The 26,108-nt window shown below is 63.6% G+C and carries 22 protein-coding genes and 1 pseudogene; 17 read left to right on the plus strand and 6 right to left on the minus strand.

Annotated elements, in window-relative coordinates:
• Nucleotides 1-132: 132 nt before the first annotated feature.
• Entirely contained in the window at nucleotides 133-3,405 is a 3,273-nt protein-coding gene (locus NKJ34_RS00650) for a BGTF surface domain-containing protein (protein ID WP_253736331.1), read from the minus strand.
• Between the two features lie 167 nt (nucleotides 3,406-3,572).
• Here NKJ34_RS00650 and NKJ34_RS00655 point away from each other — a divergent pair, with 167 nt between their 5' ends.
• Nucleotides 3,573-3,971 (plus strand): zinc ribbon domain-containing protein, encoded by a 399-nt coding sequence (locus tag NKJ34_RS00655; protein ID WP_253736332.1) that lies wholly within the window; start codon nucleotides 3,573-3,575, stop codon nucleotides 3,969-3,971.
• Here NKJ34_RS00655 and NKJ34_RS00660 read toward each other — a convergent pair whose 3' ends face one another.
• Entirely contained in the window at nucleotides 3,972-5,240 is a 1,269-nt protein-coding gene (locus NKJ34_RS00660) for a hypothetical protein (protein ID WP_253736333.1), read from the minus strand.
• Nucleotides 5,241-5,517: 277 nt separating this feature from the next.
• Between NKJ34_RS00660 and NKJ34_RS00665 the strand changes: the two genes are divergently transcribed.
• Together NKJ34_RS00665 and NKJ34_RS00670 are read left to right on the plus strand one after the other, a co-directional pair.
• Nucleotides 5,518-6,273, plus strand: coding sequence for a DUF429 domain-containing protein (locus NKJ34_RS00665; RefSeq protein WP_253736334.1), 756 nt, complete (start codon nucleotides 5,518-5,520; stop codon nucleotides 6,271-6,273).
• Nucleotides 6,274-6,392: 119 nt separating this feature from the next.
• Nucleotides 6,393-7,358, plus strand: a pseudogene (locus NKJ34_RS00670) (MFS transporter); the annotation flags it as partial.
• A gap of 4 nt (nucleotides 7,359-7,362) precedes the next feature.
• Here NKJ34_RS00670 and tnpC read toward each other — a convergent pair.
• Complete coding sequence (tnpC, locus tag NKJ34_RS00675; protein WP_425491737.1) at nucleotides 7,363-8,799, minus strand: IS66 family transposase; 1,437 nt, start codon at nucleotides 8,797-8,799, stop codon at nucleotides 7,363-7,365.
• Between tnpC and NKJ34_RS00680 the strand changes: the two genes are divergently transcribed.
• Nucleotides 8,777-9,322, plus strand: coding sequence for a hypothetical protein (locus NKJ34_RS00680; RefSeq protein WP_253736337.1), 546 nt, complete (start codon nucleotides 8,777-8,779; stop codon nucleotides 9,320-9,322). The two genes, tnpC and NKJ34_RS00680, sit on opposite strands and share 23 nt — an antisense overlap.
• 137 nt (nucleotides 9,323-9,459) lie before the next feature.
• On the opposite strand, the gene NKJ34_RS00685 is transcribed toward NKJ34_RS00680, so the two are convergent.
• Nucleotides 9,460-9,729, minus strand: a complete 270-nt coding sequence (locus tag NKJ34_RS00685; RefSeq protein ID WP_425491738.1) for a MarR family transcriptional regulator — start codon at nucleotides 9,727-9,729, stop codon at nucleotides 9,460-9,462.
• Nucleotides 9,730-9,856: 127 nt separating this feature from the next.
• On the opposite strand from NKJ34_RS00685, the gene NKJ34_RS00690 reads away from it, so the two are divergent.
• The 13 genes from NKJ34_RS00690 to NKJ34_RS00750 all read left to right on the plus strand — a co-directional run bounded on the left by NKJ34_RS00690 (nucleotide 9,857) and on the right by NKJ34_RS00750 (nucleotide 23,913).
• Entirely contained in the window at nucleotides 9,857-10,399 is a 543-nt protein-coding gene (locus NKJ34_RS00690; RefSeq protein ID WP_253736339.1) for a hypothetical protein, read from the plus strand.
• A 45-nt stretch (nucleotides 10,400-10,444) separates the two neighbouring features.
• Entirely contained in the window at nucleotides 10,445-10,888 is a 444-nt protein-coding gene (locus NKJ34_RS00695) for a hypothetical protein (RefSeq protein ID WP_253736340.1), read from the plus strand.
• Nucleotides 10,889-11,250: 362 nt separating this feature from the next.
• On the plus strand, nucleotides 11,251-13,260 hold the full coding sequence (locus tag NKJ34_RS00700) for a CapA family protein (protein WP_253736341.1): 2,010 nt from the start codon (nucleotides 11,251-11,253) through the stop codon (nucleotides 13,258-13,260).
• A gap of 342 nt (nucleotides 13,261-13,602) precedes the next feature.
• On the plus strand, nucleotides 13,603-14,043 hold the full coding sequence (locus NKJ34_RS00705; protein ID WP_253736342.1) for an acyl-CoA thioesterase: 441 nt from the start codon (nucleotides 13,603-13,605) through the stop codon (nucleotides 14,041-14,043).
• A gap of 170 nt (nucleotides 14,044-14,213) precedes the next feature.
• A complete protein-coding gene (locus NKJ34_RS00710; RefSeq protein ID WP_253736343.1) occupies nucleotides 14,214-14,441 on the plus strand; it encodes a DNA-directed RNA polymerase subunit H in 228 nt (75 codons plus the stop codon).
• Nucleotides 14,438-16,006, plus strand: a complete 1,569-nt coding sequence (locus NKJ34_RS00715; RefSeq protein ID WP_253736344.1) for a DNA-directed RNA polymerase subunit B'' — start codon at nucleotides 14,438-14,440, stop codon at nucleotides 16,004-16,006. The genes NKJ34_RS00710 and NKJ34_RS00715 overlap by 4 nt, the downstream gene beginning before the upstream one ends.
• Nucleotide 16,007: 1 nt before the next feature.
• Nucleotides 16,008-17,834: a DNA-directed RNA polymerase subunit B gene (gene rpoB / locus NKJ34_RS00720; protein ID WP_253736345.1), complete on the plus strand. Its 1,827-nt coding sequence runs from the start codon at nucleotides 16,008-16,010 to the stop codon at nucleotides 17,832-17,834.
• A gap of 5 nt (nucleotides 17,835-17,839) precedes the next feature.
• The gene (locus NKJ34_RS00725; RefSeq protein WP_253736969.1) at nucleotides 17,840-20,752 is read left to right on the plus strand and encodes a DNA-directed RNA polymerase subunit A'; all 2,913 of its coding nucleotides are present in this window, start codon (nucleotides 17,840-17,842) and stop codon (nucleotides 20,750-20,752) included.
• The gene (gene rpoA2, locus NKJ34_RS00730) at nucleotides 20,745-21,953 is read left to right on the plus strand and encodes a DNA-directed RNA polymerase subunit A'' (RefSeq protein WP_253736346.1); all 1,209 of its coding nucleotides are present in this window, start codon (nucleotides 20,745-20,747) and stop codon (nucleotides 21,951-21,953) included. The genes NKJ34_RS00725 and rpoA2 overlap by 8 nt, the downstream gene beginning before the upstream one ends.
• A 1-nt stretch (nucleotide 21,954) precedes the next feature.
• Nucleotides 21,955-22,374: a NusA-like transcription termination signal-binding factor gene (locus NKJ34_RS00735; RefSeq protein ID WP_253736347.1), complete on the plus strand. Its 420-nt coding sequence runs from the start codon at nucleotides 21,955-21,957 to the stop codon at nucleotides 22,372-22,374.
• Nucleotides 22,375-22,578: 204 nt separating this feature from the next.
• Entirely contained in the window at nucleotides 22,579-23,007 is a 429-nt protein-coding gene (locus NKJ34_RS00740; RefSeq protein WP_253736348.1) for a 30S ribosomal protein S12, read from the plus strand.
• Nucleotides 23,007-23,663, plus strand: a complete 657-nt coding sequence (locus tag NKJ34_RS00745; RefSeq protein ID WP_253736349.1) for a 30S ribosomal protein S7 — start codon at nucleotides 23,007-23,009, stop codon at nucleotides 23,661-23,663. Before NKJ34_RS00740 ends, NKJ34_RS00745 begins: the two co-directional genes overlap by 1 nt.
• A 73-nt stretch (nucleotides 23,664-23,736) precedes the next feature.
• Nucleotides 23,737-23,913, plus strand: a complete 177-nt coding sequence (locus NKJ34_RS00750) for a hypothetical protein (protein ID WP_253736350.1) — start codon at nucleotides 23,737-23,739, stop codon at nucleotides 23,911-23,913.
• Here the strand turns inward: NKJ34_RS00750 and NKJ34_RS15820 are convergent.
• Both NKJ34_RS15820 and NKJ34_RS00760 read right to left on the minus strand, forming a co-directional pair.
• The gene (locus tag NKJ34_RS15820; RefSeq protein ID WP_253736351.1) at nucleotides 23,892-24,458 is read right to left on the minus strand and encodes a PAS domain-containing protein; all 567 of its coding nucleotides are present in this window, start codon (nucleotides 24,456-24,458) and stop codon (nucleotides 23,892-23,894) included. The two genes, NKJ34_RS00750 and NKJ34_RS15820, sit on opposite strands and share 22 nt — an antisense overlap.
• 179 nt (nucleotides 24,459-24,637) lie before the next feature.
• Entirely contained in the window at nucleotides 24,638-26,098 is a 1,461-nt protein-coding gene (locus tag NKJ34_RS00760) for a ribonuclease FAU-1 family protein (protein WP_253736352.1), read from the minus strand.
• Between the last annotated feature and the right edge of the window lie 10 nt (nucleotides 26,099-26,108).

A 26,108-nucleotide genomic window follows, 5' to 3' on the forward strand; every position in this document is an offset into this window, starting at 1 on the left:
CTCATGATTACGGAGGGGTACTCGATAGTCACCGTATTTCCCGACCATAGGTATTTAATCCTCTTCCTGAAATTCTCATTTTGTATAACCAGTGTGTCACCTCCGTCGACACACGCCGCCGTGGACAATCGATCAGGCCCACTGACCAAGGACGTACGTCCCGGCGGTGACCAACGCCGCAGCCGCGACGTCGCGGCCCCGGAGGCCGACCATCCCGAACAGTCCGGTCCCCTCGCCGTCGCTGCCGTCCTCTTCGGGCGGCGTCGACTGCGTCGCCCCGCCGTCGTCAGCCGTGATCCCCGCGTCCCCGCCATCGGTGACGGTGAGGGTGCCGGTCCGCCGAGCGTCGTCGGTGCTGACGGTGTAGCGGTACTCGCCGGCCGGAAGGACGACGAACTCCTCGGCGAGGGCCAGCGTCGTCGACTCGCCGCTGTCGAGGACCGTCGACTGCTCGCGGACCGTCTCGCCGTCGACGCTGAACGCGACACGCTGGCGGTCGGCGAACTCGCCGGTGTTGGTGACCGTCGCGGCGATATCTCCGAGTCGTTCGCCGCGGTCGACGCTGACCGATTCGGGGACGCCGCCGATCTCGAAGCGGGCCGGATCGTCGAGATCCTCGACGACGCGGACGCTCCGGCTGTCGAGCAGTCGGTTCTCGCCGGTCCGCTCCGCCGAGTAGAACGCGGCCTCAACGTCCTCGCCGGGCTCGAACGCCGAGAACTCCCCGGTCGCCTCGAAGGAGCGATCCGGGCCGATCTCGACGTCCTCGATCGTGACCGTCGACTCCCCGTCGGCCGCAGCCAACCGGAGTTCGGCCGTCGAGCCGGGGGCGATGGTGGTCTCGCCGGTGATGACGCCGTCGGCCTCGGCGGGGACGAGCAGCTCGCCGTCGAGGGTGGTTTCGTCGTATGCGACGCCGGGCTCAGTGACGACGAACGAGTCGGTGACGCTCACCGTCGCCGTGGCGGTGCTGGCGTACGGGAACTGTTCGGTCCCGTCGGCTGCGGGACTGAACGGAGCGGGCTGGTCGCCGTCGACCAGCGAGGCGTCGGGATAGGCGTAGCGGTCGCCGGCCGACGACTCGTAGCTGACCTCGACGGTCAGTTCGTCGCCGGGGGTCGGCCGGCCGTTGAACGCCTCGTTGTCGCGGGTGTCGACGACGAGGTACAGTCCGCCGATCCGTGGCTCGGTGCCGACTGCGTCGCTGCCGGGCCACTGGTCGGCCGAATCGTCCGGCAGCACGTAGAGATCGTTGCTGTCGACGCCCCCAAAGCGGAGCTCCGAGGAACCACCGCCCGACGCCGAGGTTCCCGTCAGTTCGAGACGGACACCCTCGCGGCGGTCGAGCAGCGTCGCGACGTCGCCCGCCGGAATCGCTCCCGATCCGTCGCTGTCGGCGGCGACCGCCGGGTTGGTGGCCGCGGTATCGGCCATCAGCGCGCCGTAGATCCCGGTCGACTGGATCTCGATGAGGAGTCGATCGCCCTCGGCGACGGTGTCGGTCTCGGTCGCTCGCGCGAGTAGCGGCCCGATGTCGTCGACGCCGACGGCGTCGCCGGCGGACTGGTCGAGGCGGTCGGCCGCCGCGGGCGGGAGCGTGTAGGTCCGCACGGCACCGAGCTCCGGCGGCGTGAGCGCGAGATTAGCGCGGGCGATGGGATGGCGGACGCCGGCAGTCCCGTCCCCGCCGAGTACCGCGCCGCTGCCGGCGGCGACCAGCCGGTACTCGCCGGGCTGGAGCGGCCGCTCCAGTGCGGTGTGTCCCTGTTCGTCCCTGAATGCAGCGAGGGTGTCGGCGCGTTCGGTCCCGTCCTCGTTCCGGAACGAGAGGCCATCGAACGCCCCCTGCGGTTCGCTGTCGGCCCCGATCGAGTGGGCGTAGCTTGTCACCTCGCCGTCGACCGGGATGTAGACGTCCGTCGAGGGACGGTCCGTGCCGACGAGCCGCGTATTGACGACGAACGTTGCGTCGCCGGAGACGTGCAACACGTCGAGATAGCGCCCTGCGGCGTCGCCACCATCGGTGGGGCCGGCAACGAGGACGTACAGTTCCTCGCGGTCGCCCGCCGAGACGTCGACTTCGACGAAGTCGCCGGCCGGCGTCTCGTAGCGCTCCCGGCTGAAGCCGACGTCGTCGGCCGCTCGCAGGGGTTCGGCCTCGAAGGCGTTTGCGCGGCTGGTCGACTCGCTCCGGCCCGAATCGTCTTCGGCGGTGAGTTCGACGTCGTACTGGCCCGCGACGAGTTCGTCCCGGCCGGGGAGTCGAACGGTCGTCGTTCGCTCGGTGCCCGGATCGACCGCACGCGACACGAGGGGCTCGCCGTTCGGATCGGTCACGGTCAGCGAGGCCGCGTCGACGGCCGGCCCGGCGGCGGTGTAGGTCACCGTCACGACCCCGTCGTTCCGAACGACCGCCGGGGTGACCGCCTCGATAGCCGGCCCCTCGTCGATGGCCGCCCGCGAGACCTGCGTCGTGTCGGTGGTCGCCCCGGTTTCGACTGCGGCCTCGACGGCGAACGACTTGCTGCCGGTGTCGTAGCTGAACGTCTCGGTGAGCGTCTCGTTTGGCTGGGCGGTGACCGACCGCGTCGTGACCGTCTCCCCGTCGACCGAGAACGTCACGTCCTCGATCCCCTCGATTTCCCCCTCGTTTTCGACTGTTGCGACGAGTTCGAACCCGGTCTCGTCGGTGGTCGTCTCGGTGATGGTCACGTCGAAGGCGGCCGATTCGAGGACCCGGAGCGATCGGTCGGCGCTCCCGTTGGCCGTCGAGAGGCTGTAGGTGTACGTTCCGGGATCGGTCGGAGCGGTCACGTCGAAGGTGACGTCCGTCGACTCGGCGCCATCGAGAGTGACCGATTCCGTATCGATGTTGCCGGAGACGTCGGTAAAGACGAGCTCTTGGGTGCCGACGGCGGTCCCGATGTTCCTGACCTCGCCGGTGACCGTTACGGGATCGCCGCCGGCGACCGCATCCCGGCTCAGGTCCAGCTCACGCACCTCGAACTCCGTCCATTCGACGGTTGTCGACGCCGAGTCGCTGTCGTCCTCGCTGCGAACGGTCGGCGTGATCGTTCGTGTCGGGCGACCGGGCACGTCGCTCCAGACGAACGTGTCGGTCACCGATTGGCCCCCACCCAACACCTGACTTTTGCTCTGCAGGACGGTCCCATCGCCGTCCTCCAGCCGAAGCTCCTGTGTCGTGGTGTCGGTGCCGGTGTTTCTGATCTCGGCCTCGATTTCGAGGTCGCCGTTCTCGTCGACGGTGTCGGGGACGTCGGTGATCTCGACCTCGAACCCTCCGTCGGCGGCGACGGTCCCGGTCGCGGCGACGAGACCCACCAGTACCAACAGCAGGGAGAGCGCTGCGATACGACCGGTGTGGTCGACGACTGACTGTCTCATGCGACCGGACGGGATCGGATACAGAATGGCGGCAGTCGGGTACGAACGTATTTAATTCTCCTGACGTAATTCTCAGAGTGTATAATCCGTGCGGCTGTTGCTGGGGCCAGCGGGCCGACTGGATGCAAGGCTTGATGTAGGAACCTTTCAATAGGCCAGCAAGGAGTATGCCGGAGTGTACGAACTGTGGGTCCCCGGTCGAGGAGTCGGACAACTTCTGTTCGAACTGCGGGGAACCACAAAACGAGCAGGCGCGGAACAAACTCGATCGGATGATCGACAAGCAGGCCGAAAAGCGGGCCAGCTCCGGGTCGACGGGGATGGACGACCGTGAGGAGTTGATCGCGCGCGTGAGCTACGCCCTCGGATTCCTGTTCGTCGTCGCCGGCGTCTCAGTTCTTCCGAACCCCGGCGGCGTACCGGTGTTGCTCGGCGGTATCCTGCTGTTCCCGCCGGTCCGGCTGCTGTCGGCGCGGGCCTTCGGCTCGCCGCTCAAAGTCGAGGCGAACGCGGCGATCGCTGCCATTTTGGCCCTGATCGGGGCGGCGGTCTACGTTTTGCTATAGCTACCGCCGCCGCCAGATGAGAACGGTCCCCAACGAGAGCAGCGTCATCACGAGCCCGATCAGCGCCTGCGGATACAACAGCCCGAGCAACGTCTCGACGAGTCCATCGCCGCTCTCGTCGCTCGACTCGTCCTCGGGCTCGGGGTTCGGGTCGATGACGGTGACGGTCCCCTCGACGCGATCGCCGTCGGTCCGTGCCACGTAGCCGACCTCACCCGGCTCCTCGGGAGCGGCCACGGTGGCCGACACCGTGGTCTCCGCGCCGCCGTCGAGCGTCGTCCCGACCGTCGACGAAGCCTCACCGAGCTCGAAGGTTATCTCGTCGGTCTCGGTCGTCGACCACTCGTTTCTGATCGTCGCCGACAGCCTCACGTCGTCACCGGGACTGACGCTGTCGGTGACTTCGAGCTGTGTGATGCTGAAGGGCCCCGATTCGTCCGCGTTGCTCGGCGGCTCGATGCTCCGGATGACCCCTGTGTCTGTCACCTCGACGGTGATCGCCTCGGGGAACCGGTCGATCCGGCTGAAATCCGTCTCCAGACCGCCGTTGCCGAACCCGCGGAGGACGATCGTCCCCTCGTCCTCGTAGGTGTCGTACATCCGGTAGCGCTTTTCGAACGGCTTGCGGTCACCGAACGGCTCGTTGGCCGCGCGAAGCTGTCGGCTGCCCATGAAAACCTGCTCTAACTGCCCGTAGGAGAGACTTGGGCTGGTGATGTTGACGTTGTACCGAACCCGGTTGGATTCCATCACTAGCTCGCGGTCGGACTGGACCGTCCCGGCGCGACCGCCCTCCCATCCCACTTCGAGGGTCTGGCGCTGGATCTCGAAGGCGCTCGCGTTGCCCGCCGCGACCGTCAGATCGACGACGCCATCGGCGAACTCGACGGCGGTGTTCCGCTGGGTCGGAAGGGTCAACACGTAGGTTCCCTCCAGATCACCGGTCTCCAGTTCCATCCCCTCGGCGTCGTACTCGATCTCTCGGACGAGCGAGCCCAACTCGCCGTCGTCGGGGTCGTACTCCCGTATCGAGAGACTTGTCGTGTTGAGTCGCTCGTCGGGGTCGGTGAGGCCGAGCGTCTGACCCTGCCAGTAGACTCCTCCGGAGTCGAGGTGATCGTCAGCCTCGATTTCCTCGTTGCTGTCGTGGGCGTACAGCACCTCTGGCTCGCCTGCATCGGCGGTTGCGGCGCTCGCCGCTCCCGATCCGACAACGAGCAGCACCGCGAGGACCCCCACCGCAACCGACAGCCGCGCGTACCCAGTCATCGGTCACCGACCGTGGCTGACGGCGACTGGCCTGGAAACGCGGTTCGGAATGTGGGCGTGATACATATCATCTGGTTTTGACACAGATGCATGTATATCCATCGCCGACCCCGTCGACAGCCACAGTACCCGGATTCCGGTCCCGTAGGCGGTGCCTACCAGCCGGTACCGCGTGGCTACTCCGGCGGCTGTTCCGTCCCGGTGTGATCGCCCGACGGCTGACTCGTGTTCCGTGCGTAGTCGGGGATTAATACGTTCGCCTCCCCAACAGATACCGATGAGCACGTACGTCGGTGTCGACTGGGCGTCGAGCGGGTGGTTCGCGGTCGCGCTCTCGGCGGACGGCGACGCCGAGATGGGACTCTACCCGTCGATCTTCAACCTCTGGTACCACCACGACGACGCCGACCGGATCCTCGTCGACATCCCGATCGGGCTGCGGTCGGGGGGCAAACGCGCCTGTGACGTCGAAGCCAGACGGCTCCTCGGCGGGAGCCGGGGGAGTAGCGTCTTCTATACGCCGACGCGGGAGGCCGTCGCCGCCGAGACGATTATCGAGGCCAAACGGGCCCAGGAAGGGCTCGATTTCAGCGTCCAAAACCAGGCGTGGGCGCTGGTCCCCCGGATCAGGGAGGTCGACGAGTTCCTGACCATGTTCGCCGACGATCTCGCCGATACCGAGGTCAGGGAGACCCATCCGGAGGTGTGTTTCACGGCGCTCAACGGCGGCGAGCCGATGGTCCACGACAAACAGACCGCCGCGGGCCGCGACGAGCGGCTCGATGTCCTCTCGACGGCGCTGCCGACGGCCCGCCGGCTCTACGAGGAGGCCGTCGAGACGTTCACCGAACCCGAATGGGCACCGGTTATCGGCAAGAGCGGGCGCGACGACATCATCGACGCGCTGGTCGCGGCGCTGACCGCCCGGGAGTGCGGCTCGTCGCCCCCGCGGCTGCCGGCCGACACCGACCCCGAGGTCGACGCCGTCCACGACCGAGAGATCGAGATCGTCCACTGGCCCGCACTAGACTGACAGGCGTCGCGGCCTCGGTACTCACCCCAGCGGGTACTGTCCGGCCGACCGGTCGGATTCCCGTTCCGTCTCGGTAATCCGGTCCACGCTATTTGAGAGTCGACGTGGTAGCCCGCTGTATGCCCGCGGACGGATCGCCTCCGGTGGGGAGTCCCCATCTCTCGACGGTGCGGACGGGGGTCCGACACTGGGCCCCAGCCATCGCCGTGAGTCTGACGACGTTCCTCATCGTCGTCAACGCCTCTCTGATGAACGTGGCCATCCCCACGATGGTCGACGAGTTCGAGACCACTGTCACCGTGATTCAGGGGGCGGTCGCCCTCTACTCGCTGGTGATCGCCGCGCTGGTCCTTCCGGCCGGGACGCTGCCGTCGCGACGCAGTAGCCGGCGTGTGATGGCCGTCGCACTGGTCGTCTACGCCGCCGGGACAGTGGTGGCAGCGATCAGTTGGAACACGGCGGTCCTCTATCTGGGGTGGGCGTTCATCGAGGGGGCGGCCGCGGCCGTGTTGTTTCCGCTGACGTACACCGTGTTGACGGTCAGCTACGCGGACGACGACCGGGCGACGGCGTTCGGCCTGCTGGCTGCCATTAGTGGGCTTGGGTCGACGCTCGGCCCGATCATCGGCGGCGCACTCACCACCTACGCGAGTTGGCGGTGGGGGTTCGCACTCCAGCTTGTTGGTGTGGCAGTGATCCTCTACTTCGTCCGGTACGTAACTCCCGATCCGCTGTCGGACACTGATAATTCGCTGGACAAAGGTGGAACCGTGCTGTCGGTCGTCGGGTCGACCTCGCTCGTCACTGGCTTCCTACTGAGCGGGAAGTACGGGTGGCTCATCGAACGGCGGGCGTTTTTCATCGGCGAGACGCAGTTCAATCCGTTTGGAACGTCGCCAGCGATCTGGTTGCTCGGGGTTGGCCTCCTCGTGTTTGCGGCATTCATTCAGTACGAGCGCAGGCTGGAACGCGCCGGGGGGTCGCCGCTGGTGCCACTAGGTGTGCTAACGAACCGGCCGTTCGTCGCTGGCGTGATCGTCTACAACCTTCGCTCGATCATCTCGGCTGGCTTCTTTTTTATGTACGTGTTTATCCCGAAGATGCGACAGCTGGCACAGCGTGAGCTCGTGAGATCATCTCGTTATTTTGGGCGACTCGCTTGAGTTCGTCGTAAGGATTGCGTCCCTGCTGGCGCCACGTCGCCAGCAGGGACAGCAACGTTTCATGAACGAACATACCGCGGTCGTTGCGGAGCGTGCCGATGATTTTCCGAAGGACGACTGGTTCACGAAGTGCATTCTCTGCGGCATTGTTTGTCGGTGAGATCTCTGGCTCACCGATGAAGGTGAGCCAGTGATCGATCCCGCCTTTGATCTTTCCGAGTAGTGTTGCCACTGGTTCGTTTGCTACTGATCGCTCAACGAGCGATCTGAGCCCAGCCTGGCTTGATCGGTGCATCTGTGCTCGCTCACGAGTACTCGGGTCGGTCTCCAGCCAGGCCTGGAGACCGACATACATCTGCCTGAGTTTCCGATAAATCGGCTCTGCGTCCTCGTGATTCTCAGCTGCGTCTTCAGCTTCTCGGAGAATGTGTGCCCAGCACCGTTGAAGACTACTGCTGAACGCTGGATACGCTGTCCAGCCATCACAGACGACTGTTCCCGCGAAGTCCTCACCGAGGACTTCAGCGGGAACATCACTCCCACGGCTCTCCCTGACAGCATACAGCGTGTGTTGGTCCGTTCTGAATGTCCAGATCCACGCCTGTTCACCGTCGCGTTTGACGCCTGTTTCGTCAACGTGAACTACCTCAGCATCTTGGATCTGCTGGCGAATTTGCTCGTACTCGGAGCGACCGGCGCGCGCAGCGCGCTCGGTCGCGTGCCACGCCGACGCGCTTGATAACTCCAATCCATGGAGTTGCTCGAAACGATCAGCAATCTTCCGATAGGGAAGACGGTAGTCGTACCGAGTCAAAGCTGCCTGGGCGATGACGTTCACCCCGAACTGCCCCTCATCGGGGCAGTCGGGGTGAGAAGCGACAGTCTCGGAGCCACAAGAGTGGCACTCGTAGTGGTGACGGTTGTACTGTGTGACCTCCGGAGGTTGTGGATCCGGGAGTTCCTCGACGAGTCGGGGGCTGACGCCCGCCGACTCGTCGAACGTTTCGCCACACTCAGGACAGCAGTCACAGGTAACCTCAATTTCTTGATCTGGATCAGGTGCGGACCGCCACTCCGGATCATGTCCTGGTTTTCGCCCCGGCGTGCCGCCATCTGTACGTGGTTGTTCGTCGTCCTCGTCACCGCTGGACGAGGACGACTCTTCATCACCCGATTGATCCTTGCTCGGTGGTGTATGCGGTCCCTCGTACCAGCGAAGTTTGGCTCTTAGGCGTTTGTTCTCCTCACGGAGTTTCTTGTTTTCTTCCTCAAGCGCGACTAGACGCTCAAGAATCTCTTCCTTGGTAGGCTCCGAAGAGGTCATCGACAGGCGAGACGGGATGGTCTCCTGGCCGGAGACCATCCCTCAGAAGGGTGTTCACTCGCCTGATGCATCGATATACAGCACCTATCAGGCCACCCTTACGAGAGACTGGCGGAATCGATCTCGGGGTAAACACGTACCAGCAGATGACACTTTTCTTGACGCAGATGGAAAGAAGGTAGCCCCGATTCATATCAGAATTCCTGCTGACCAGATGTCATGGTTCACCTCAATTATTGACGAGGATGATGACTCAATTGTGTATCCTCTGGTGGTGAGGGATGAGAAGATTGAATTCACATTTTTCCCTGAAAGAGACTCTGAGAACTGGGTTCATGGCGAACTGGCAGTGCATTCAGCGGAAGGACCAGATGTTAAGCAACACTATCCAAAGTACCTTGGAATGATTTTTGAAAAACTGAACGGAGATGTCGAACTCTATACCGACCCAGAAGAAGGCCTTCTTGCAATAGTGAATCGGGAAAAAATGGGGAGCACCCTTCGATACGTCATACCATCTGTGGACATCGATATTGATGACAGTCCCCTCAAATGGGTCTGAACAGCGTATTTCGTTCTATCTCAAGACAATGCGCGTCTCTGCGGTTCCTCGTTCGTTCCGATGTATCCCTCGGGGCGTCCTGCTGCTCCCGCGTCTCACGCGAGTCTCTTCGGTCTACGATGAGAGACAGTCGTTCGTTACTCGGATTCGTCGGATTCGAGGTCTTCAGCATCGACTTCGCCATCGAGATACTGCTCTCCGGTTTCCGTGATTCGATAGACGCCATTGCCGAGATGCTGGAGCATCCCGTAGTCCGTCAGTCTTCGACAGCGTTCCCCGATGTACTGCCGACTGAAACGCACATCACCGCTGTCGGCCATGCCTTTCGGCGTGTCTGTCTCGACCTCTGATAGACGTTCGAGGATACGCTCGTCGCAGATAGTCATCCAACGAGCGGAGTATCGCATAGAAGATATCGCAGCGATAGTGCGAAACTTACGTCGGAGAAATGAAATAACGACTAAAGTAGTCTATCTCGACTTGAGTAAGCTATAACTTCTTACTGCTCGGAGGGTTGTGCAAGGACTCTCCCGTATGACTCTCTCCCAGCAGTTACTCGAAGAGCAGGAAGTCGCCTACGAGGCGGAGGAAGACCAGTACGCAGAGGAAATGGAACGTCTCGAAACGCTACCGAAAGCGTTCGAAGAGGGGACATGGACATGGGACGATTTGGAATGGATTGTACGATGGAAAATGACCAGCTCACCGTTCGTCGGGAAGGTTCTCGACGATTTCAACTCGAACGACGAGACGTTTGTCACCTCGCAAATCGAGAAAACGGTCGCTGCCTCTTCGCCGGGAGAGAAACTAGCGCACTTAACCGAAATAAGCGGTGTAGCCGAACGGATGGGGTCTGCGTTCCTCTTGTTCATCAATCCCGACCGCTTCACCGTTCTCGACTGGAAAGCATGGGGTGTGCTACATGAGAACGGATACTTGCCCGACGAAATGCCCGATGACCCGACTGTCGAGGATTATTTGCTATATCTTGGTGCGTGTTGGGCGATAGCGAACGAATACGACGTGAGTCTCCGCACGCTCGATATGGCACTGTGGGCACTCGGAGGTGACGAGTAAAGCATCGCTGGCGATTAAATACTGTCAGGAGAAATACTACACCGTATGGACGACTCCGAACGGCCTGAGCGGCCCGCCCCCGACGCTGATGCCGCTGAGATAGCGGAGTGGATGGAGGAGGATTTCGGGTGGGCCGTTGCTGAGGGAGCCGCGAACGCTGGTGATGAAGACGAGCACGAGGTCGTCGGGGTCGAGATACTCAATCACCAGCGCGGTGAGGTTGTCGGGACGATAGACACGAATGGGAATCTCGACACGGAGAGCGAGGCGCTCAGAAACGTCTCGCAGGAGTATCTTGAGGAGGGCGTCCCCGTACTCGTCCCCACGACCTACGAGAACGAGGACGGTGAGACGGTTCACGCCAACGCCGAAGTGATGGTCGAACCGGGAACCACGGGATTCGTTCGAGCATTCGTTGACGAACTCCCGAGTCCGTTCGACTGTGACCCGGAGGCACTGACAGACCTGCCGGTTCACGACGAAGAGTAACGGAACAGCGACTTCTCGGCATACGCTATTCCGGAAATCAGGACTCGTGGCAATCAGAATCTCCCGTTTTCAGAGCAACCACGACTCTCCGACTAGTTCGTCGTCTCGTCAAGAGATACGCGTCTGGCGACAAAAATAACGCTTCCAGTACTCACCAACTTATCCCATCCTATTTGTATCAGAGGATTCAAAAAATGGAACCAATGAGACAATGGTCCCGTCGTGAGTTCATTCAGTTCGTGACGGTTGGGACCACAGCGGGAATCGCAGGCTGCAACGCTCTTCCGGGATCCGATCCGACTCAAAAGGAATCGCGCACTCCCGGGGAAGGCGGACAACCCGGAGGAGACGCGGGGGAAGGCGTGCCAGTCTCGGGGAACGTTGTTGGAATCTCTGGGAGCGCGATTTCGGACGCGACGATAGACGTGATCGTGCCGAAGAAGGGCGTTGTGGATAGCACGACGACCGACCAACAGGGTCGCTTCGAGGTCGGGGAGCCGAGTGCCCCAGTCTGGGTGCGCGCTACCGCCTCGGGGTATGTTCAACGTACCGTCGCTACTGCGCCGGGTGCGACCCGGCGTATCGCACTCACCCCGCGTGACGGGACAGTATCACTCACGTTCGGCGGCGACGTGATGTTCGGTCGTCGGTTCTACCAAGATGACGACCCGCTCGAACCACATTTGCAGATCCAACCGGACGAGCGGAGTGCTTCACACGATACGATTCTACAGTACGTCTCGCCGCTCTTCGGGGATGCCGACATCACGTCGATAAATCTTGAAACGCCACTCACGACGACGGCTTGGCGCCACCCGTCGAAGCTGTACTCGTTCGTCTCACATCCTGACGCCGCAGCAGCGATGTCGAGGGCCGGTATCGACTACGCCGCGCTCGGGAACAACCACACGTTAGACGCACTACCTCCGGGACTGGACGACACGTTTCAGGCGCTTTCGGATGCCGGAGTCAAAAACTCCGGTGCCGGGGAGTCGAGCACGGCGGCGTGGGAGCCGACCTACTTCGACGTACAGGGGCTCACTGTCGGCATGCTTTCCTGTACCACCGTGACGGGCGATCAGTACGACATCGACTGGTCGGCAGAGGATGGTCAGTCAGAAACCTACACGGTCGGGGAGGAGAGCGCTGAGGGAACCCCCGACAGCGAGACGCTGACGTTCTCGGGAAGTGTTGGGGTCGCAGCAGCGACAGAGCCACAACTGTCGGAACACGTTGCACAAACCACGTCGAACGCTGATCTGACCGTCGTTCAGATCCACGGCGGTAATGAGTATCAACCGAAGCCGACGGAACAGATAGAACAACTGACGGAGTCGGCTATTTCGGCTGGTGCGGACGTCGTCGTCAACCATCACCCACACGTCACCGGTGGAGTCGAACGTCGAGACGGCGCACTGGTCGCTTGGACGCTCGGTAACCTCGTCTTCGATCAAGAACTCTGGTCGACGTTTCCGTCTTATCTACTGACTGTCCATGCCACGAGAGATGGAGTCATTAGGGCGTACGTCGATCCACTCCTGATCGAGGGGTACGTTCCGAAGGGGGTCGTCGGGAAACCCAAAACGTGGCAGTTACGGAACACTGCTGCGCTGTCGTCCGATGAATTCTCGCTCGATGAGCGAACGCTCGAATACGTCGACGGCAAAGATAGTACGACTCAGACCGTTACCCGCACACTGAACGGTGAGGGAACGATTTTCGAACGGAAGTCCGGCTGGATCGACAGGGTCCTCGACGGCCAGTCGTCGGTAGAACTTGGCCGCGATTTGCTACCGACTGGCACGTTCGACAATTCGGATATAGACGGTGAGCGTTACGAAGGGCCTTTGTGGCGATTTAGCCGTGGAGAGGAGTCTAACGGACCGGGATTCGGGCACGGAGACAGCGGTGGCATTCAACTGACTCGGAGAGCCGACAACACGCAGCGAAGGATCCTGACCACGGCCGCGCGTGTACCGCTCGCAGGGCCGACAACGCTGCTCGGGCAGTATCGGCACGAGTCGGACACCCGACTGGAACTGCTCGTACGATGGTACGAATCGACCAGTGGTTCCGAGCTCGATTCGGTGTCGATCGACCTCGGGCAGACTACCGGGTGGGAACGTCTCAAGCAGCCACTGGAAACACCAGCCACGGCCAACTACGTTCGGATCTACTTCCGCCTGTACCCGCCCGACGGCGGCGACGAGAGTGTCGCCCGGCTCGACGACATCCGATTGGTCGAGTGGTCCGACACCGACGGTGACGGAGGAAAATCATACGACCACCTCCGAGTGCAAGACACGGTAACTATCCAGTTCGGGACGACCGCCACATCAGGAGATAATGTCTCGTGGTCAGAACTCAACTGAACGGCGTGGTGCAGTCGTCTGGGCCATAGCGGATAATGGGTTGTTGATCACTGACCGAGACTCGTACGTGCTGACTTAGAGTCCACTCTATTCGACCTCCATCAACAATTAATCTGTCTCAGAGGGTAGCAGACGCGATTCTCTGACGCTCGTTCACTTCTCCGCGCAAATGTATGGATAGAAAGCTGGCCTCGGCACTCATAGGGCTCGTCACCGACAGGAGCCACCCCGTCTCGGAGCGGTGCGTTCGTCATCGGCCAGTCGACCCAACGCCCAACACCCAAAAGACGGTTTCCATCGGGTCGACTGACTCTTTTTAAGTAGTCCCTCTATAACAAAACCATGCCAACTGTCGAGGAGACCTTCATCGAGAACCGCCACCGCGTCCAGCCGAACCACACCAACAACTACGAGACGGCCCACGGGGGGATCGTCATGAAGTGGATGGACGAGGTCGGCGCGATGGCGGCGATGCGCTTTGCGGGCGAGACCTGCGTCACTGCCAGCATCGACCAGATGGATTTCCGTCGACCGATCCCGCAGGGCGATACCGCCTTCATCCGGGCCTACGTCTTCGACCACGGCCGCACCAGCATCAAGGTCCGGCTGCGGGCGTTTCGCGAGCAACCCCGCTCCGGCGAGCACACCCTCACCACCGAGAGCGTCTTCGTCTTCGTCGCCATCGGTGACGACGGCGAGCCGACCGCGGTGCCCGAACTCACCGTCGAGTCCGACCGTGATGCGGAACTCCGGGATGCGGCCCGCCAGTGGGTCGACGAGTAGCCGGCCCAAAGGCATATACTGGCCGACAGCCTGTGGTGTACTATCACGCCCTCCAGCGGTTGATGAGCCGCTGGTGCGGGCGGAGTTGGCAACTGTTAAATGGCTCGGTCTAGTAACTCGCTGTAGTATCTCGTGACAGTAGCTTCTCCCCACCGACGGATACCCCACCCATGGTAGACGCAAGCCAACACGAACTCGTACCTGACCACGTCCTGCTGGAGGACTCCGAGATCGACTCGGTCCTCGAGGAGTACGGTCTCAGCCGCACCGATCTGCCGAAAATCAAACGCAACGATCCGGCGCTTCCCGACGACGCGACACCGGGCGACGTCATCAAGATCGTTCGGGACTCCCGGACAACCGACACTGCGACCTCATACCGACTGGTGATCGAATGAACCGGCAAGACAGACGGACGATATCCAAGGAGTACTTCTCGGACGAACGGCTCGCCGAACACCACTTCCGGTCGTTCAACGCGTTCCTCGACCGGGGGATGCAGCAGGTCGTCGACGAAAAGGAAACGATCGACACCGACATCGGCGACAAGGAGGGCCAAGAGCCCGTCTATGTCGAACTCGGTGATGTTCGTATTCTCACGCCGCGTGTGCGCGAGGCCGACGGCTCCGAAGAACTCCTGTATCCGCAGGAGGCCCGCCTCCGGAACATCACCTACGCCGCGCCGGTGTTCATGGAGATGTCGATCATTCGCGGCGGAGAAGACGAGCCAGAACAGGTCGTCGACTCCACCGAGACGAAGGTCGGCCGGATGCCGATCATGGTCGGCTCCCAGAACTGCAACATTCAGGGCTTCTCGGATCAAGAGCTCATTGAAATCGGCGAAGACCCCGTCGACCCCGGCGGCTACTTCATCGTCAACGGCTCCGAACGCGTCCTGATGACCAGCGAGGACCTCGCGCCGAACAAGATCCTCGCCGAGAACGACACCAAGTACGGCGACGACATCCAGGTCGCCAAAACCTTCAGCCAGCGCCGCGGCTACCGCGCACTCGTGCTGTGTGAGCGGAACCGCGAAGGACTGCTGGAAGTCAGCTTCCCGTCGGTCTCGGGCAGCGTCGACTTCGTCACGCTCGTCCGCGCGCTTGGGCTCGAATCCGACGAGGAGATCGTCCACCGCGTCTCCGAGGATCCGGAGATCGTGAAGTTCATGCTGGAGAATCTGGAGGAAGCCTCCGTGCAGACGACCGAGGAGGCCATCGAGACCCTCGGTCAGCGGGTCGCCTCCGGTCAGGGCAAAAACTACCAGCTCAAGCGAGCGAATTACGTCATCGACCGCTACCTGCTGCCACACCTCCACGAGGACGGCGTCGACGAGGAGGAGGTCCGGATCAACAAGGCCTACTACCTCTGTCGGATGGCCGAGGCTTGTTTCGAACTCGCCCTCGAACGGCGCGAGCCCGACGACAAGGACCACTACGCCAACAAGCGGCTGAAGGTCAGCGGCGACCTGATGACCGACCTGTTCCGGACCGCGCTGAACAAACTCTCGCGGGACGTGAAATACCAGCTCGAACGCGCCAACATGCGGAACCGGGATCTCTCGGTCAGCACGGTCGTCCGATCCGATGTCCTGACCGAGCGGCTCGAACACCCGATCGCGACCGGGAACTGGGTCGGTGGCCGCTCCGGCGTGAGCCAGTTGGTCGACCGAACTGACTACATGGGCGTTCTCTCCCACCTGCGTCGGCTCCGCTCGCCGCTGTCCCGCTCCCAGCCCCACTTCGAGGCGCGGGACCTCCACGCCACCCAGTGGGGTCGGATCTGTCCCTCCGAGACGCCGGAGGGGCCGAACTGTGGCCTGGTGAAGAACTTCGCCCAAGCGATGGAGCTGAGTCAGGACATCGAGGACGAACAGCGACTGAAACGAGAGCTGTCGTCGATGGGAGTCGAGGGGATCCCCGGCATCGACAGTATCGAACGAACAACCCCTGCGGACGATTAACATGGCTCAGGCACGAGAAGCGAAAGTATACGTCAACGGGAGTCTGGTGGGCACCCACCCGGACCCAGCACAGCTTGCCGAACAGATCCGAGAGGCCCGCCGCCGTGGCGACGTCAGCGAGATGGTCAACGTCTCGGTCCGCGACCGGACCCAAGAGGTCATCATCAACGCCGACGCCGGCCGGGCCCGTCGACCGCTGATCGTCGTCGAGGACGGCGAGCCGCTGCTCGGTGACGAGGAGATCGACGCCGTCGAGAACGGCGACCTCGAGTTCGAGGATCTGGTCGACCGCGGCTACGTCGAGTTCATCGACGCCGAGGAGGAAGAGGACGTCCTCATCGCGGTCGACGAAGACGACCTCTCCGAAAAGCACACCCACCTCGAAATCGACCCGTCGCTGATCTTCGGGATCGGTGCGGGGATGATTCCGTATCCGGAACACAACGCCAGCCCCCGGATTACGATGGGCGCGGGGATGATGAAACAGTCCCTCGGGCTGCCATCCGCCAACTACCGGATCCGGCCCGACACCCGCCAACACCTGCTGCACTACCCGCAGCTGTCGATGGTCAAGACCCAGACCACCGAACAGATCAACTACGACGACCGGCCGGCAGCCCAGAACTTCGTCGTCGCCGTGATGAGCTACGAGGGGTTCAACATCGAGGACGCCCTCGTCATGAATCAGGGCTCGGTCGACCGCGCGCTGATGCGGTCGCACTTCTTCCGGACCTACGAGGGCGAGGAACGACGCTACCCCGGTGGTCAGGAGGACCACTTCGAGATTCCGAGTCAGGACGTTCGCGGCGCACGCGGGGAAGACGCCTACACGCACCTCGACGAGGACGGCCTCGTCAACCCCGAGACCGTCGTCGACGAGAACTCGGTGCTACTCGGCAAGACGAGCCCGCCGCGGTTCCTCGAAGAACCCGACGACATGGGTGGCCTCTCGCCCCAGAAGCGGCGTGAGACCTCGGTGACGATGCGCTCGGGCGAAGACGGCGTCGTCGACACCGTCACGCTGATGGAGGGCGAAGACGGCTCGAAGCTCTCGAAGGTCAAGGTTCGGGACGAACGGATCCCCGAGTTGGGGGACAAGTTCGCCTCCCGGCACGGCCAGAAGGGTGTCGTGGGCCACCTCGCACCACAGGAGGACATGCCGTTCACCGAGGAAGGACTTGTTCCTGACCTCGTGTTGAATCCCCACGCCCTCCCATCACGGATGACCGTGGGTCACGTGCTGGAGATGCTCGGCGGGAAAGTCGGCGCGCTGGAAGGCCGGCGCGTCGACGGGACGCCGTTCCTCGGCGAGGACGAGGAGGAACTCCGCGGCGCGCTGGAGGACCACGGCTTCAAATCCTCCGGCAAGGAGGTCATGTACTCCGGCGTCACCGGCGAGAAGATCGACGCCGAGATCTTCGTCGGGACGATCTTCTACCACAAACTGTACCACATGGTCTCGAACAAACTGCACGCCCGCTCCCGTGGGCCCGTGCAGGTGCTCACTCGCCAGCCGACCGAGGGGCGTGCCCGCGAGGGTGGCCTCCGTGTCGGCGAGATGGAGCGGGACACCATCATCGGCCACGGGGCGGCGATGGTGCTCAACGAACGCCTGCTGGATTCCTCGGACAAGGAGACCGTCTACGTTTCGGCGGACACCGGGATGATCGCCATCGAGGACCGCGAGCAGCGCCGGGTGTACGATCCGGCGACCGGCAGCGAGGACAACATCCACGAACTGGAGATCAGCTACGCGTTCAAGCTCCTGCTTGACGAACTGATGGCGCTCGGCATTCGCCCGACGCTCGAACTGGAGGACGCAGTCTAATGTCAATGCAAACACCCAAACAGCTCGGCGGGATCCGCTTCGGCCTGATGGATCCCGAGACGTACCGCGACCTGTCGGCCACGAAAGTGATCACGGCCGATACCTACGACGACGACGGCTACCCGATCGACATGGGGCTGATGGACCCCCGACTCGGCGTGATCGACCCCGGTCTCGAATGTCGGACCTGTGGCCAGCACTCCGGCTCCTGTCCCGGCCACTTCGGCCACATCGAACTCGCCGCGCCGGTGATCCACGTCGGCTTCACGACGCTGATGCGCCGACTCCTGCGGTCGACCTGTCGGGAGTGTGGGCGGCTGACGCTCGACGAGATGCAGATGGAGGAGTACCGCGATCAACAGGAGCGGGCCGACGAACTCGGTAAGGACCCCGATACGGTGCTGAAGGCGGCGGTCCGGGAGGCCCGCAAGGCCGGGACCTGCCCCCACTGTGGGGAGCCACAGGCCGATATCAAACACGAGAAGCCGACGACCTACTACGAGGTCGAGAACGTCCTCGCATCGGAGTACTCGGAGGTCATCGCCTCGGCGATGCAGCCCGACGCCGACGACGAGGAGGACGAAGGGATCAGTCCCTCGGAGTTGGCCGACCAGACCGGCATCTCCTTGGAGCGGATCAACCAGATCCTCGGCGGCGAGTTCCGCCCGCTCGACGAGGACCGCCGGGCCTTAGAGAAGGCCCTCGACGTCGACCTCACCGAGGAGGACATGAACAAGCTGATGCCCTCGGATATCCGCGACTGGTTCGAGGACATCCCGGATTCGGATATCGAAGTGCTGGGGATCGACGCCGAGAACTCCCGGCCCGAATGGATGATCATGACCGTGCTGCCGGTGCCGCCGGTCACGGCCCGCCCGTCGATCACGCTCGACAACGGCCAGCGTTCCGAGGACGACCTCACACACAAACTGGTCGACATCATCCGGATCAACCAGCGGTTCATGGAGAACCGCGAGGCCGGTGCGCCCCAACTCATCATCGAGGACCTCTGGGAACTGCTGCAGTACCACGTCACCACGTTCGTCGACAACGAGATCTCGGGGACGCCGCCGGCCCGCCACCGCTCGGGTCGACCGCTCAAGACGTTGAGCCAGCGACTCAAGGGCAAGGAGGGACGCTTCCGCGGCTCCCTATCGGGGAAACGCGTTAATTTCTCGGCACGGACCGTCATCAGTCCGGACCCGACACTCTCGCTCAACGAGGTCGGGATCCCCGACCGCGTGGCCAGCGAGATGACGATCACGATCAACGTCACCGAGCGCAACACCGAGGAGGCCCGCCAGTACGTCGCCAACGGCCCCGAACAGCATCCGGGTGCCAACTACGTCAAACGGCCCGACGGTCGACGACTGAAGGTCACACCCAAAAACTGCGAGGAGCTCGCCACGAAGATCGAGGCCGGCTGGGAAGTCAACCGCCATCTGGTCGACGGCGACATCGTGATCTTCAACCGCCAGCCGTCGCTCCACCGGATGTCGATTATGGCCCACGAGGTCGTCGTGATGCCGTACAAGACCTTCCGGCTCAACACGGTCGTCTGTCCGCCGTACAACGCCGACTTCGACGGCGACGAGATGAACCTCCACGCCCTCCAGACCGAGGAGGCCCGCGCGGAGGCGCGTGTGCTGATGCGCGTCCAAGAACAGATCCTCTCGCCGCGCTTCGGCGAGAACATCATCGGCGCGATCCAGGACCACATCTCGGGGACCTATCTGCTGACCAACGACAACCCCGACTTCACCGAGACGCAGGCGCTGGACCTGCTGCGGGCGACCCGCGTCGACGAGTTGCCCGACCCCGACGGCGAGAACGAAACCGGCCCCTACTGGACCGGCCGGACCGTCTTCTCGCTGCTGTTGCCGGACGGACTGAACCTCGAGTTCACCTCCTCGACCGGCGGCGACGTGGTCATCGAGGACGGCAACCTCATCGAGGGGACGATCGACGAGGACGCCGTCGGTGCGTTCGGCGGCGAGATCGTCGACACCATCGTCAAACAGTACTCCGAGACCCGCGCCCGCGTGTTCATCAACGAAGTCGCTGCCCTCGCCATGCGGGCGATCATGCACTTCGGGTTCTCGATCGGGATCGACGACGAGTCGATTCCGCCGGTGGCCGACGAGCAGGTCGACGAGGCGATCGATAGCGCCTACGACCGCATCGAGGAACTCATCGACACCTACGAGAACGGCGACCTCGAATCGCTGCCCGGCCGCACCGTGGACGAAACGCTGGAGATGAAGATCATGCAGACGCTCGGCAAGGCCCGGGACTCCGCGGGTGAGATCGCCGACGACCACTTCAGCGACGACAACCCGGCGGTCGTGATGGCCCGGTCCGGCGCGCGTGGCTCGATGCTGAACCTCACCCAGATGGCCGGCTGTGTCGGCCAGCAGGCAGTCCGCGGCGAGCGGATTAACCGTGGCTACGAGGACCGAACCCTCGCTCACTACGAGGAGAACGATCTGTCGGCCGAGGCCCACGGCTTCGTCGAGAACTCCTACCGCAGCGGCCTCACGCCGCGGGAGTTCTTCTTCCACGCGATGGGTGGCCGTGAGGGGCTAGTCGATACGGCAGTCCGGACCTCGAAATCCGGCTACCTCCAGCGCCGGCTGATCAACGCCCTGTCCGAACTCGAAGTCCAGTACGACGGCACCGTCCGGGACACCTCGGATACGGTCGTCCAGTTCGAGTTCGGCGAGGACGGCACCTCGCCGGTGCGTGTCTCCTCCGACGACGACTTCGACGTCGACGTCGAGGGGATCACCGACCGCGTACTGGAAGCCGAGTTCGACGACGCAGCCGACAAGGAGGCGTTCATCGGCCGGCGGGAGCCGCCGACGAACCTCTCGGAGCATACCGAGCCGCGGTTCGAGGAGGTGGAGTCGGATGACTGATTACAGCCACGTCACCGACGATATCGAAGCCATCGTCGAGGACACCGAACTGCCTCGGCGGCTCAAGGATCGCGTCTACGATACCATCGAGGATCGCGAGGGCGTGACGACCGAACAGGCCGACGAGATCGCCCGCGCGGTCGAATCCCAGTACGTCGACACCCGCGTCGATCCGCTGGAACCGGTCGGGACGGTCTCCGCGCAGTCGATCGGGGAACCCGGCACCCAGATGACGATGAACACGTTCCACTACGCGGGGGTCGCCGAGATCGACGTCACCCAAGGGCTGCCCCGGCTCATCGAGCTGGTCGACGCCCGAAAGACGCCGGATACGCCGATGATGACGGTGTATCTCGAAGACGAGTACGCCGAGGACCGCGAGAAGGCCCACGAGGTCGTCTGGGCGCTCGAAGCAACCAAGATCCTCGCGCTCGGCGATGTCTCGACGAACGTCGCCGACATGCTGGTGCGGATCGATCTCAACGAGGAGACGCTGCTGGAACGCTGGCCGACCGTCGACTCCGCCGAGTTGGTGGCCCAGGAGATCGCCGAGACGATCGACGACAAACTCGGCGTCTCGACCCGTCAGCAGGGGATGGCTATCGAGTTCGGCCCGAACGAGCCGAGCTATCGGGAGCTGCTCCAGTTGGTCGAGCAGCTTCGGGATATCGTATTCAAAGGGATCGAGGAGATCAGCCGCGTCGTCATCCGGAAGGAAGAGACCGACGCCGGCGAGGAGTTCGTCCTCTACACCGAGGGTTCTGCCTTCGGCGACGTGCTCGACATTGAGGGCGTCGACGCAACCCGGTCGACCTGTAACAACATCCACGAGATCCGTGAGGAACTCGGGATCGAGGCCGCCCGCGAGGCGATCATCAACGAGACGGTCGACACGCTCCGCGAGCAGGGGCTCGACGACGTGAACATCCGCCACCTCATGTTGGTGGCCGACATCATGACCAACGAGGGAACGATCGAGTCGATCGGTCGACACGGCATCTCGGGCTCGAAGGATTCGGTGCTCGCCCGGGCGGCCTTCGAGGTGACGGTCAACCACCTGCTGGATGCGGCGATCCACGGCCAGAGCGACGACCTCGACGGCATCATCGAGAACGTCATCGCCGGCAAACCGATCGCGCTGGGGACCGGCGACGTGAAACTGCGGATGGGCTCGATCGACAGCACACCCGCCGACGACTAGCATGAAAGTCACGCTCTCCGACGAGGCACGGCGGTACATCGGGCTGTTCGACGAGGAGACTGGCGTCAGCCCGACCGACTGTCTCGTCGAGAGCGAGCGGGTCGTCTTCCTCATTCCCGCCGGCGAGATGGCCGACGCGATCGGCCCCGACGGCCGGACGGTCCGACGGGTCGAAGAGAAGATCGGCCGCTCGGTCGACCTCGTCGAGGACGCCGAGACGCCCGAAGCGTTCGTCGCAAACGCGCTGGCCCCCGCCGTGGTCCGCGGGGTGACGATCTCCGAACAGGGCGACCGCGTCGCCTACGTCGAGGTCGTCGAGGCCGACCGTGGCGTCGCGATCGGCGCTGGCGGCCAGCATATCGAGACGGCCCGGCGGCTGGCCCGCCGACAACACGATATCGACGACATTCAACTGACCTGAACCCGTCGGTGCCCCAACACGCGTCGTGTGTCGTCGACACGCCCTAAGCGCCGTTCGGTCCGTTTCGCCTCCTGTCGATCGGTCTCTCCGACGAGTGGGAAACTCCCTCAGATTCGATTAGCGACCCCTAAGGAGCGATCTCCGTGGGTTTCGCCGGCGGCAAAGAGGGACGCTTAAGTAGCCGCGTCCGAAACGAGGGGGTACATGGCTAACGGCAAATACGCCGCCCGGAAGCTCAACAAGGACCGGCAGAAGCGACGCTGGTCCGACTCCGAGTACGCTCGACGCGAGCGCGGGCTCAAAAAGAAGTCCGACCCCCTCGAAGGCGCACCGCAGGGCCGCGGGATCGTCCTCGAGAAGGTCGGCATCGAAGCAAAGCAGCCGAACTCCGCGATCCGGAAATGTGTCCGGGTCCAGCTGATCAAGAACGGTAAACAGGTCACCGCCTTCTGTCCCGGTGACGGCGCGATCTCCTTTATCGACGAACACGACGAGGTCACGATCGCGGGGATCGGTGGCGCGAAGGGTCGTGCGATGGGCGACCTTTCGGGTGTCAACTACAAAGTCGAGAAGGTAAACGGCGTCTCGATGATCGAACTCGTTCGCGGTAACGCCGAGAAACCGGTGCGATAATGTCCGAGAGCGAATCCGACGCCCCCGAGGAAGAAGCGGTCGACGCCGAAGCAGCGGAAGCCGAAACCGAAGCCGACGAGGCCGAGGAGTCGGCCGTCGAGGGCGCACAGCTGTTCGGCGTCTGGTCGGTCGACGACATCGAGTACGACGACCCCAGTACCCGGCGCTACCTCAACGTGACGCCGATCGCCCACACGATGGGTCGACACGCCTCGAAACAGTTCGAGAAAAGCGAGATCTCGATCGTCGAGCGGCTGATCAACCGCCTGATGCAGACCGAGGAGAACACCGGCAAGAAACAGCGCGCGACCAACATCGTCCGCGACGCCTTCGAGCAGGTCCACGACCGCACGGAGGAAAACCCGGTGCAGGTGCTCGTCACCGCCGTCGAGAACGCCGCCCCGCGTGAGGAGACCGTCCGCCTCAAGTACGGCGGGATCTCGGTGCCGAAGGCCGTCGACGTCGCCCCGCAGCGACGGGTCGACGAGGCCCTCAAATTCCTCGCCGAAGGCACGAAAAACGCCAGCTACAAGTCGAAAACGAGTGCCGCCGAGGCGCTCGCCCAGCAGCTTACCGGCGCGGCCGACTACGACGTCGGCACCTACGCGATCAACCAGAAGGAAGAACGCGAACGCGTCGCCGCCGCCGCCCGCTAACCGGACGCCGATTTTCCGTTTTATCGACCCTGCAATCCCCGAAAGCTATAGGTTCGGAGTCCGATGTTTGAGTATGGGCTGCCTCAAACACCTCACTAACGGTATCGTCTCGCTCCTCATCAGCGTCGGCATCACGGTCGCGTTCGCCGAGGAGGGCGAGGAGTACAGCCTCACGGATGTCGCCCTCTCGGTCGCGATCGCGGCGTTCTTTTCGGGACTGTTCACTAGCTACTTCGCCGCCGACTCCTGATCGTCGGCGTCGACCGACGCTCCAAGGCGACCGGACTGCCGGAGCCCTGCGGCGAACCGGCGGACCCGGTCGGCCGAGGCGGCGGTCACCCGCGTCGTCGGCCGCTCGGCGAGGTCGGCCACACGGTCGACGACCGCTTCGAGGGCCGCCTCCCGATCGCCGGTGACAGGCGTGTAGACCGCGAGCCCACGATCGGGCCCGGTCGGGACCCCACAGTAACAGAGGGTCCGTTCGCCGCCGGTGGTGGTCCGGTCGACGAAGGCGACGGTGTGTTGCCCGGCCGCCGTCCGGCGGTCGAATCGCTCGGCTTCGGTCTGTCTGTCGACGGGGACGATCAACTCGTTGAGCGGCAGCCCAAGCACACGCTTCATGTCCGGGCTGAACAGATCCCGAAAGGCGTGGTTGGCGTCGGTGACGATCGGTTCGGCGTCGTCCTGCGAGCGGCTGTCTTCGTCCCGACCGACGAGTTCGAAGGCGACGATCGCGTCGTCGACCTCATGGAGCGCGCGTTCGAACCGGTGTGTCGACGGGCGATCGGTGCTCACAGCGTATTGCCCTCCCGTCGGCGCGTGACGTGGTCGCAGATAATCGTAGTCATTGTTGTCGGATCATAACTCGCCAACGAGTAAAAGCTTTTATTCACGAACGTTCAGCGAGTTTGTTGGCCTTTTGTACATCTTTAGCCGACGATTTTCGACGTTCGACGATGGCTATCGGCGCGGGTTCAGAGGGCGTTTTCCAGCGCCGACGCCACCGACCGGGCCTTCTCGGCGAGGGGTTCGGGCACGTCACCCGCCTCGACCGCGGCATCGAGTTCGTCGTCGTCGACCCGCTCTACCGTCCCGTCGGCGTGTTTGAGCACGTCGACGTGGAGGTCGACGTAGCGCACGGACTGGGGGAAACACTCGACGGGGGTACAGACGTTGACGTAAGTTCCCTTGACCGTCCCCTCGTTGTCGCGGTAGACGGTCGGATACCACCATCGGCCCTCGCGGAACGTCGTCGTGGCGGTGTCGCCGTGCTCGCGGTCGACGCCGAGGCCGTCGTACGTGCCGCCGCCCGACAGCGAACGGCGCACCGTGAGACTCTCGGCGTCGCGGTCGGTGACCGTCCCCGAGCCCAAACTGATACAGTGACCCGCCGGTTTGCCGTGGGCGATTTCGACGTCATCGCCCTCCGCCGGCCCGAAGGTGTCGGCGACCGTCTCGAAGGGGAACGCGCCGTCGGGCGCACAGAGCGCTTCGACGAAGTCGACGCCCGCACTCGCATCCGAGGAGCCCGCTTTGATCCGGTGGTGGCCCGGCATCGTCGTCGTCACCGCTCTGCGGATCTCGTCGAGCCCAAATCTGGATTCGCGGCCGAACCAGATCCACGCCCCCGCGGCCGGGGCCGCGAGTTCGTCGGGCGCGTCGCCGGCGGCCGCGAGTCCGCCGTCGAGCCCGCCGGTCCCGAGGCTCGCGGTCAGGTCGGCGGCCCGGTCGGCGGTCCGATCGAGGGCGGCTTCGAGGGCATCCATCGAGGCCTCCGTGGCGGCGTGGGTCCATCGGATCCGCCAGCCGTCGGGGGCTTCGACGCCCAGTAGGTCCGTCATCCCGACGAGTTCGCGGGCCGCCGATTCGTCGCGGGTGTCGACGGTCGGCTCACCGTCGCCGGGGACGAGCGTCACCAGTCCACCGGCGACCTCGATCGTGGTGTCGACCAGCGGCCGGTCGTCGGTCCACGGCGCGGCCGCCTCCTCGACCTGCACCCGGACCGAATCGCCAGTCTCGACATGGCCGTCGACTCGCCGGAAGGGGAGATACCCCTCGCAGTCCCCGAGGTCGACGACCGCACCGCGGCCCGTGGTGTCAGTGACCTGCCCGTCGAACACCGCCCCTACGGGCGCGGGGTCGGCCCACCGGAGGGCGTCGATCCCCACGTCGCCGACGAGTTCGGCGGCGGCGTCGACCGCCGCCGGCGCGCCGTGGACGCCGACGCCCTGCCTGTCGGCGGTCGTCTCGATCGCCACGTCGTGGGCGTCCGTGCCGAACGCCTCGTCGAACCGACGCTCGATCGGACCGGACGCCTGGACAACCTGCCAGCCGGCATCGAGACATCGCTGTGTGAGCGCGGTGGTGTAGATGCCTCGGATCCGGACCCGGTGGGGGGAATCCGACGTGTCGGCGTCGGTCGACTCGTCGCTCATCGATAGCTCT

Origin of the sequence: Halohasta salina, assembly GCF_024178165.1 — an archaeon.
Taxonomy (GTDB): Archaea; Halobacteriota; Halobacteria; order Halobacteriales; family Haloferacaceae; genus Halohasta; species Halohasta salina.

What these genes read in the sequence shown, in the direction of transcription:
- NKJ34_RS00650 (WP_253736331.1), bottom strand. Translation starts at nt 3,405, where the DNA reads ATGAGACAGTCAGTCGTCGACCACACCGGTCGTATCGCAGCGCTCTCC.
- NKJ34_RS00655 (WP_253736332.1), top strand. Translation starts at nt 3,573, where the DNA reads ATGCCGGAGTGTACGAACTGTGGGTCCCCGGTCGAGGAGTCGGACAAC.
- NKJ34_RS00660 (WP_253736333.1), bottom strand. Translation starts at nt 5,240, where the DNA reads ATGACTGGGTACGCGCGGCTGTCGGTTGCGGTGGGGGTCCTCGCGGTG.
- NKJ34_RS00665 (WP_253736334.1), top strand. Translation starts at nt 5,518, where the DNA reads ATGAGCACGTACGTCGGTGTCGACTGGGCGTCGAGCGGGTGGTTCGCG.
- NKJ34_RS00680 (WP_253736337.1), top strand. Translation starts at nt 8,777, where the DNA reads ATGGTCTCCTGGCCGGAGACCATCCCTCAGAAGGGTGTTCACTCGCCT.
- tnpC (WP_425491737.1), bottom strand. Translation starts at nt 8,799, where the DNA reads ATGGTCTCCGGCCAGGAGACCATCCCGTCTCGCCTGTCGATGACCTCT.
- NKJ34_RS00685 (WP_425491738.1), bottom strand. Translation starts at nt 9,729, where the DNA reads ATGCGATACTCCGCTCGTTGGATGACTATCTGCGACGAGCGTATCCTC.
- NKJ34_RS00690 (WP_253736339.1), top strand. Translation starts at nt 9,857, where the DNA reads ATGACTCTCTCCCAGCAGTTACTCGAAGAGCAGGAAGTCGCCTACGAG.
- NKJ34_RS00695 (WP_253736340.1), top strand. Translation starts at nt 10,445, where the DNA reads ATGGACGACTCCGAACGGCCTGAGCGGCCCGCCCCCGACGCTGATGCC.
- NKJ34_RS00705 (WP_253736342.1), top strand. Translation starts at nt 13,603, where the DNA reads ATGCCAACTGTCGAGGAGACCTTCATCGAGAACCGCCACCGCGTCCAG.
- NKJ34_RS00710 (WP_253736343.1), top strand. Translation starts at nt 14,214, where the DNA reads ATGGTAGACGCAAGCCAACACGAACTCGTACCTGACCACGTCCTGCTG.
- NKJ34_RS00715 (WP_253736344.1), top strand. Translation starts at nt 14,438, where the DNA reads ATGAACCGGCAAGACAGACGGACGATATCCAAGGAGTACTTCTCGGAC.
- rpoB (WP_253736345.1), top strand. Translation starts at nt 16,008, where the DNA reads ATGGCTCAGGCACGAGAAGCGAAAGTATACGTCAACGGGAGTCTGGTG.
- NKJ34_RS00725 (WP_253736969.1), top strand. Translation starts at nt 17,840, where the DNA reads ATGCAAACACCCAAACAGCTCGGCGGGATCCGCTTCGGCCTGATGGAT.
- rpoA2 (WP_253736346.1), top strand. Translation starts at nt 20,745, where the DNA reads ATGACTGATTACAGCCACGTCACCGACGATATCGAAGCCATCGTCGAG.
- NKJ34_RS00735 (WP_253736347.1), top strand. Translation starts at nt 21,955, where the DNA reads ATGAAAGTCACGCTCTCCGACGAGGCACGGCGGTACATCGGGCTGTTC.
- NKJ34_RS00740 (WP_253736348.1), top strand. Translation starts at nt 22,579, where the DNA reads ATGGCTAACGGCAAATACGCCGCCCGGAAGCTCAACAAGGACCGGCAG.
- NKJ34_RS00745 (WP_253736349.1), top strand. Translation starts at nt 23,007, where the DNA reads ATGTCCGAGAGCGAATCCGACGCCCCCGAGGAAGAAGCGGTCGACGCC.
- NKJ34_RS00750 (WP_253736350.1), top strand. Translation starts at nt 23,737, where the DNA reads ATGGGCTGCCTCAAACACCTCACTAACGGTATCGTCTCGCTCCTCATC.
- NKJ34_RS00760 (WP_253736352.1), bottom strand. Translation starts at nt 26,098, where the DNA reads ATGAGCGACGAGTCGACCGACGCCGACACGTCGGATTCCCCCCACCGG.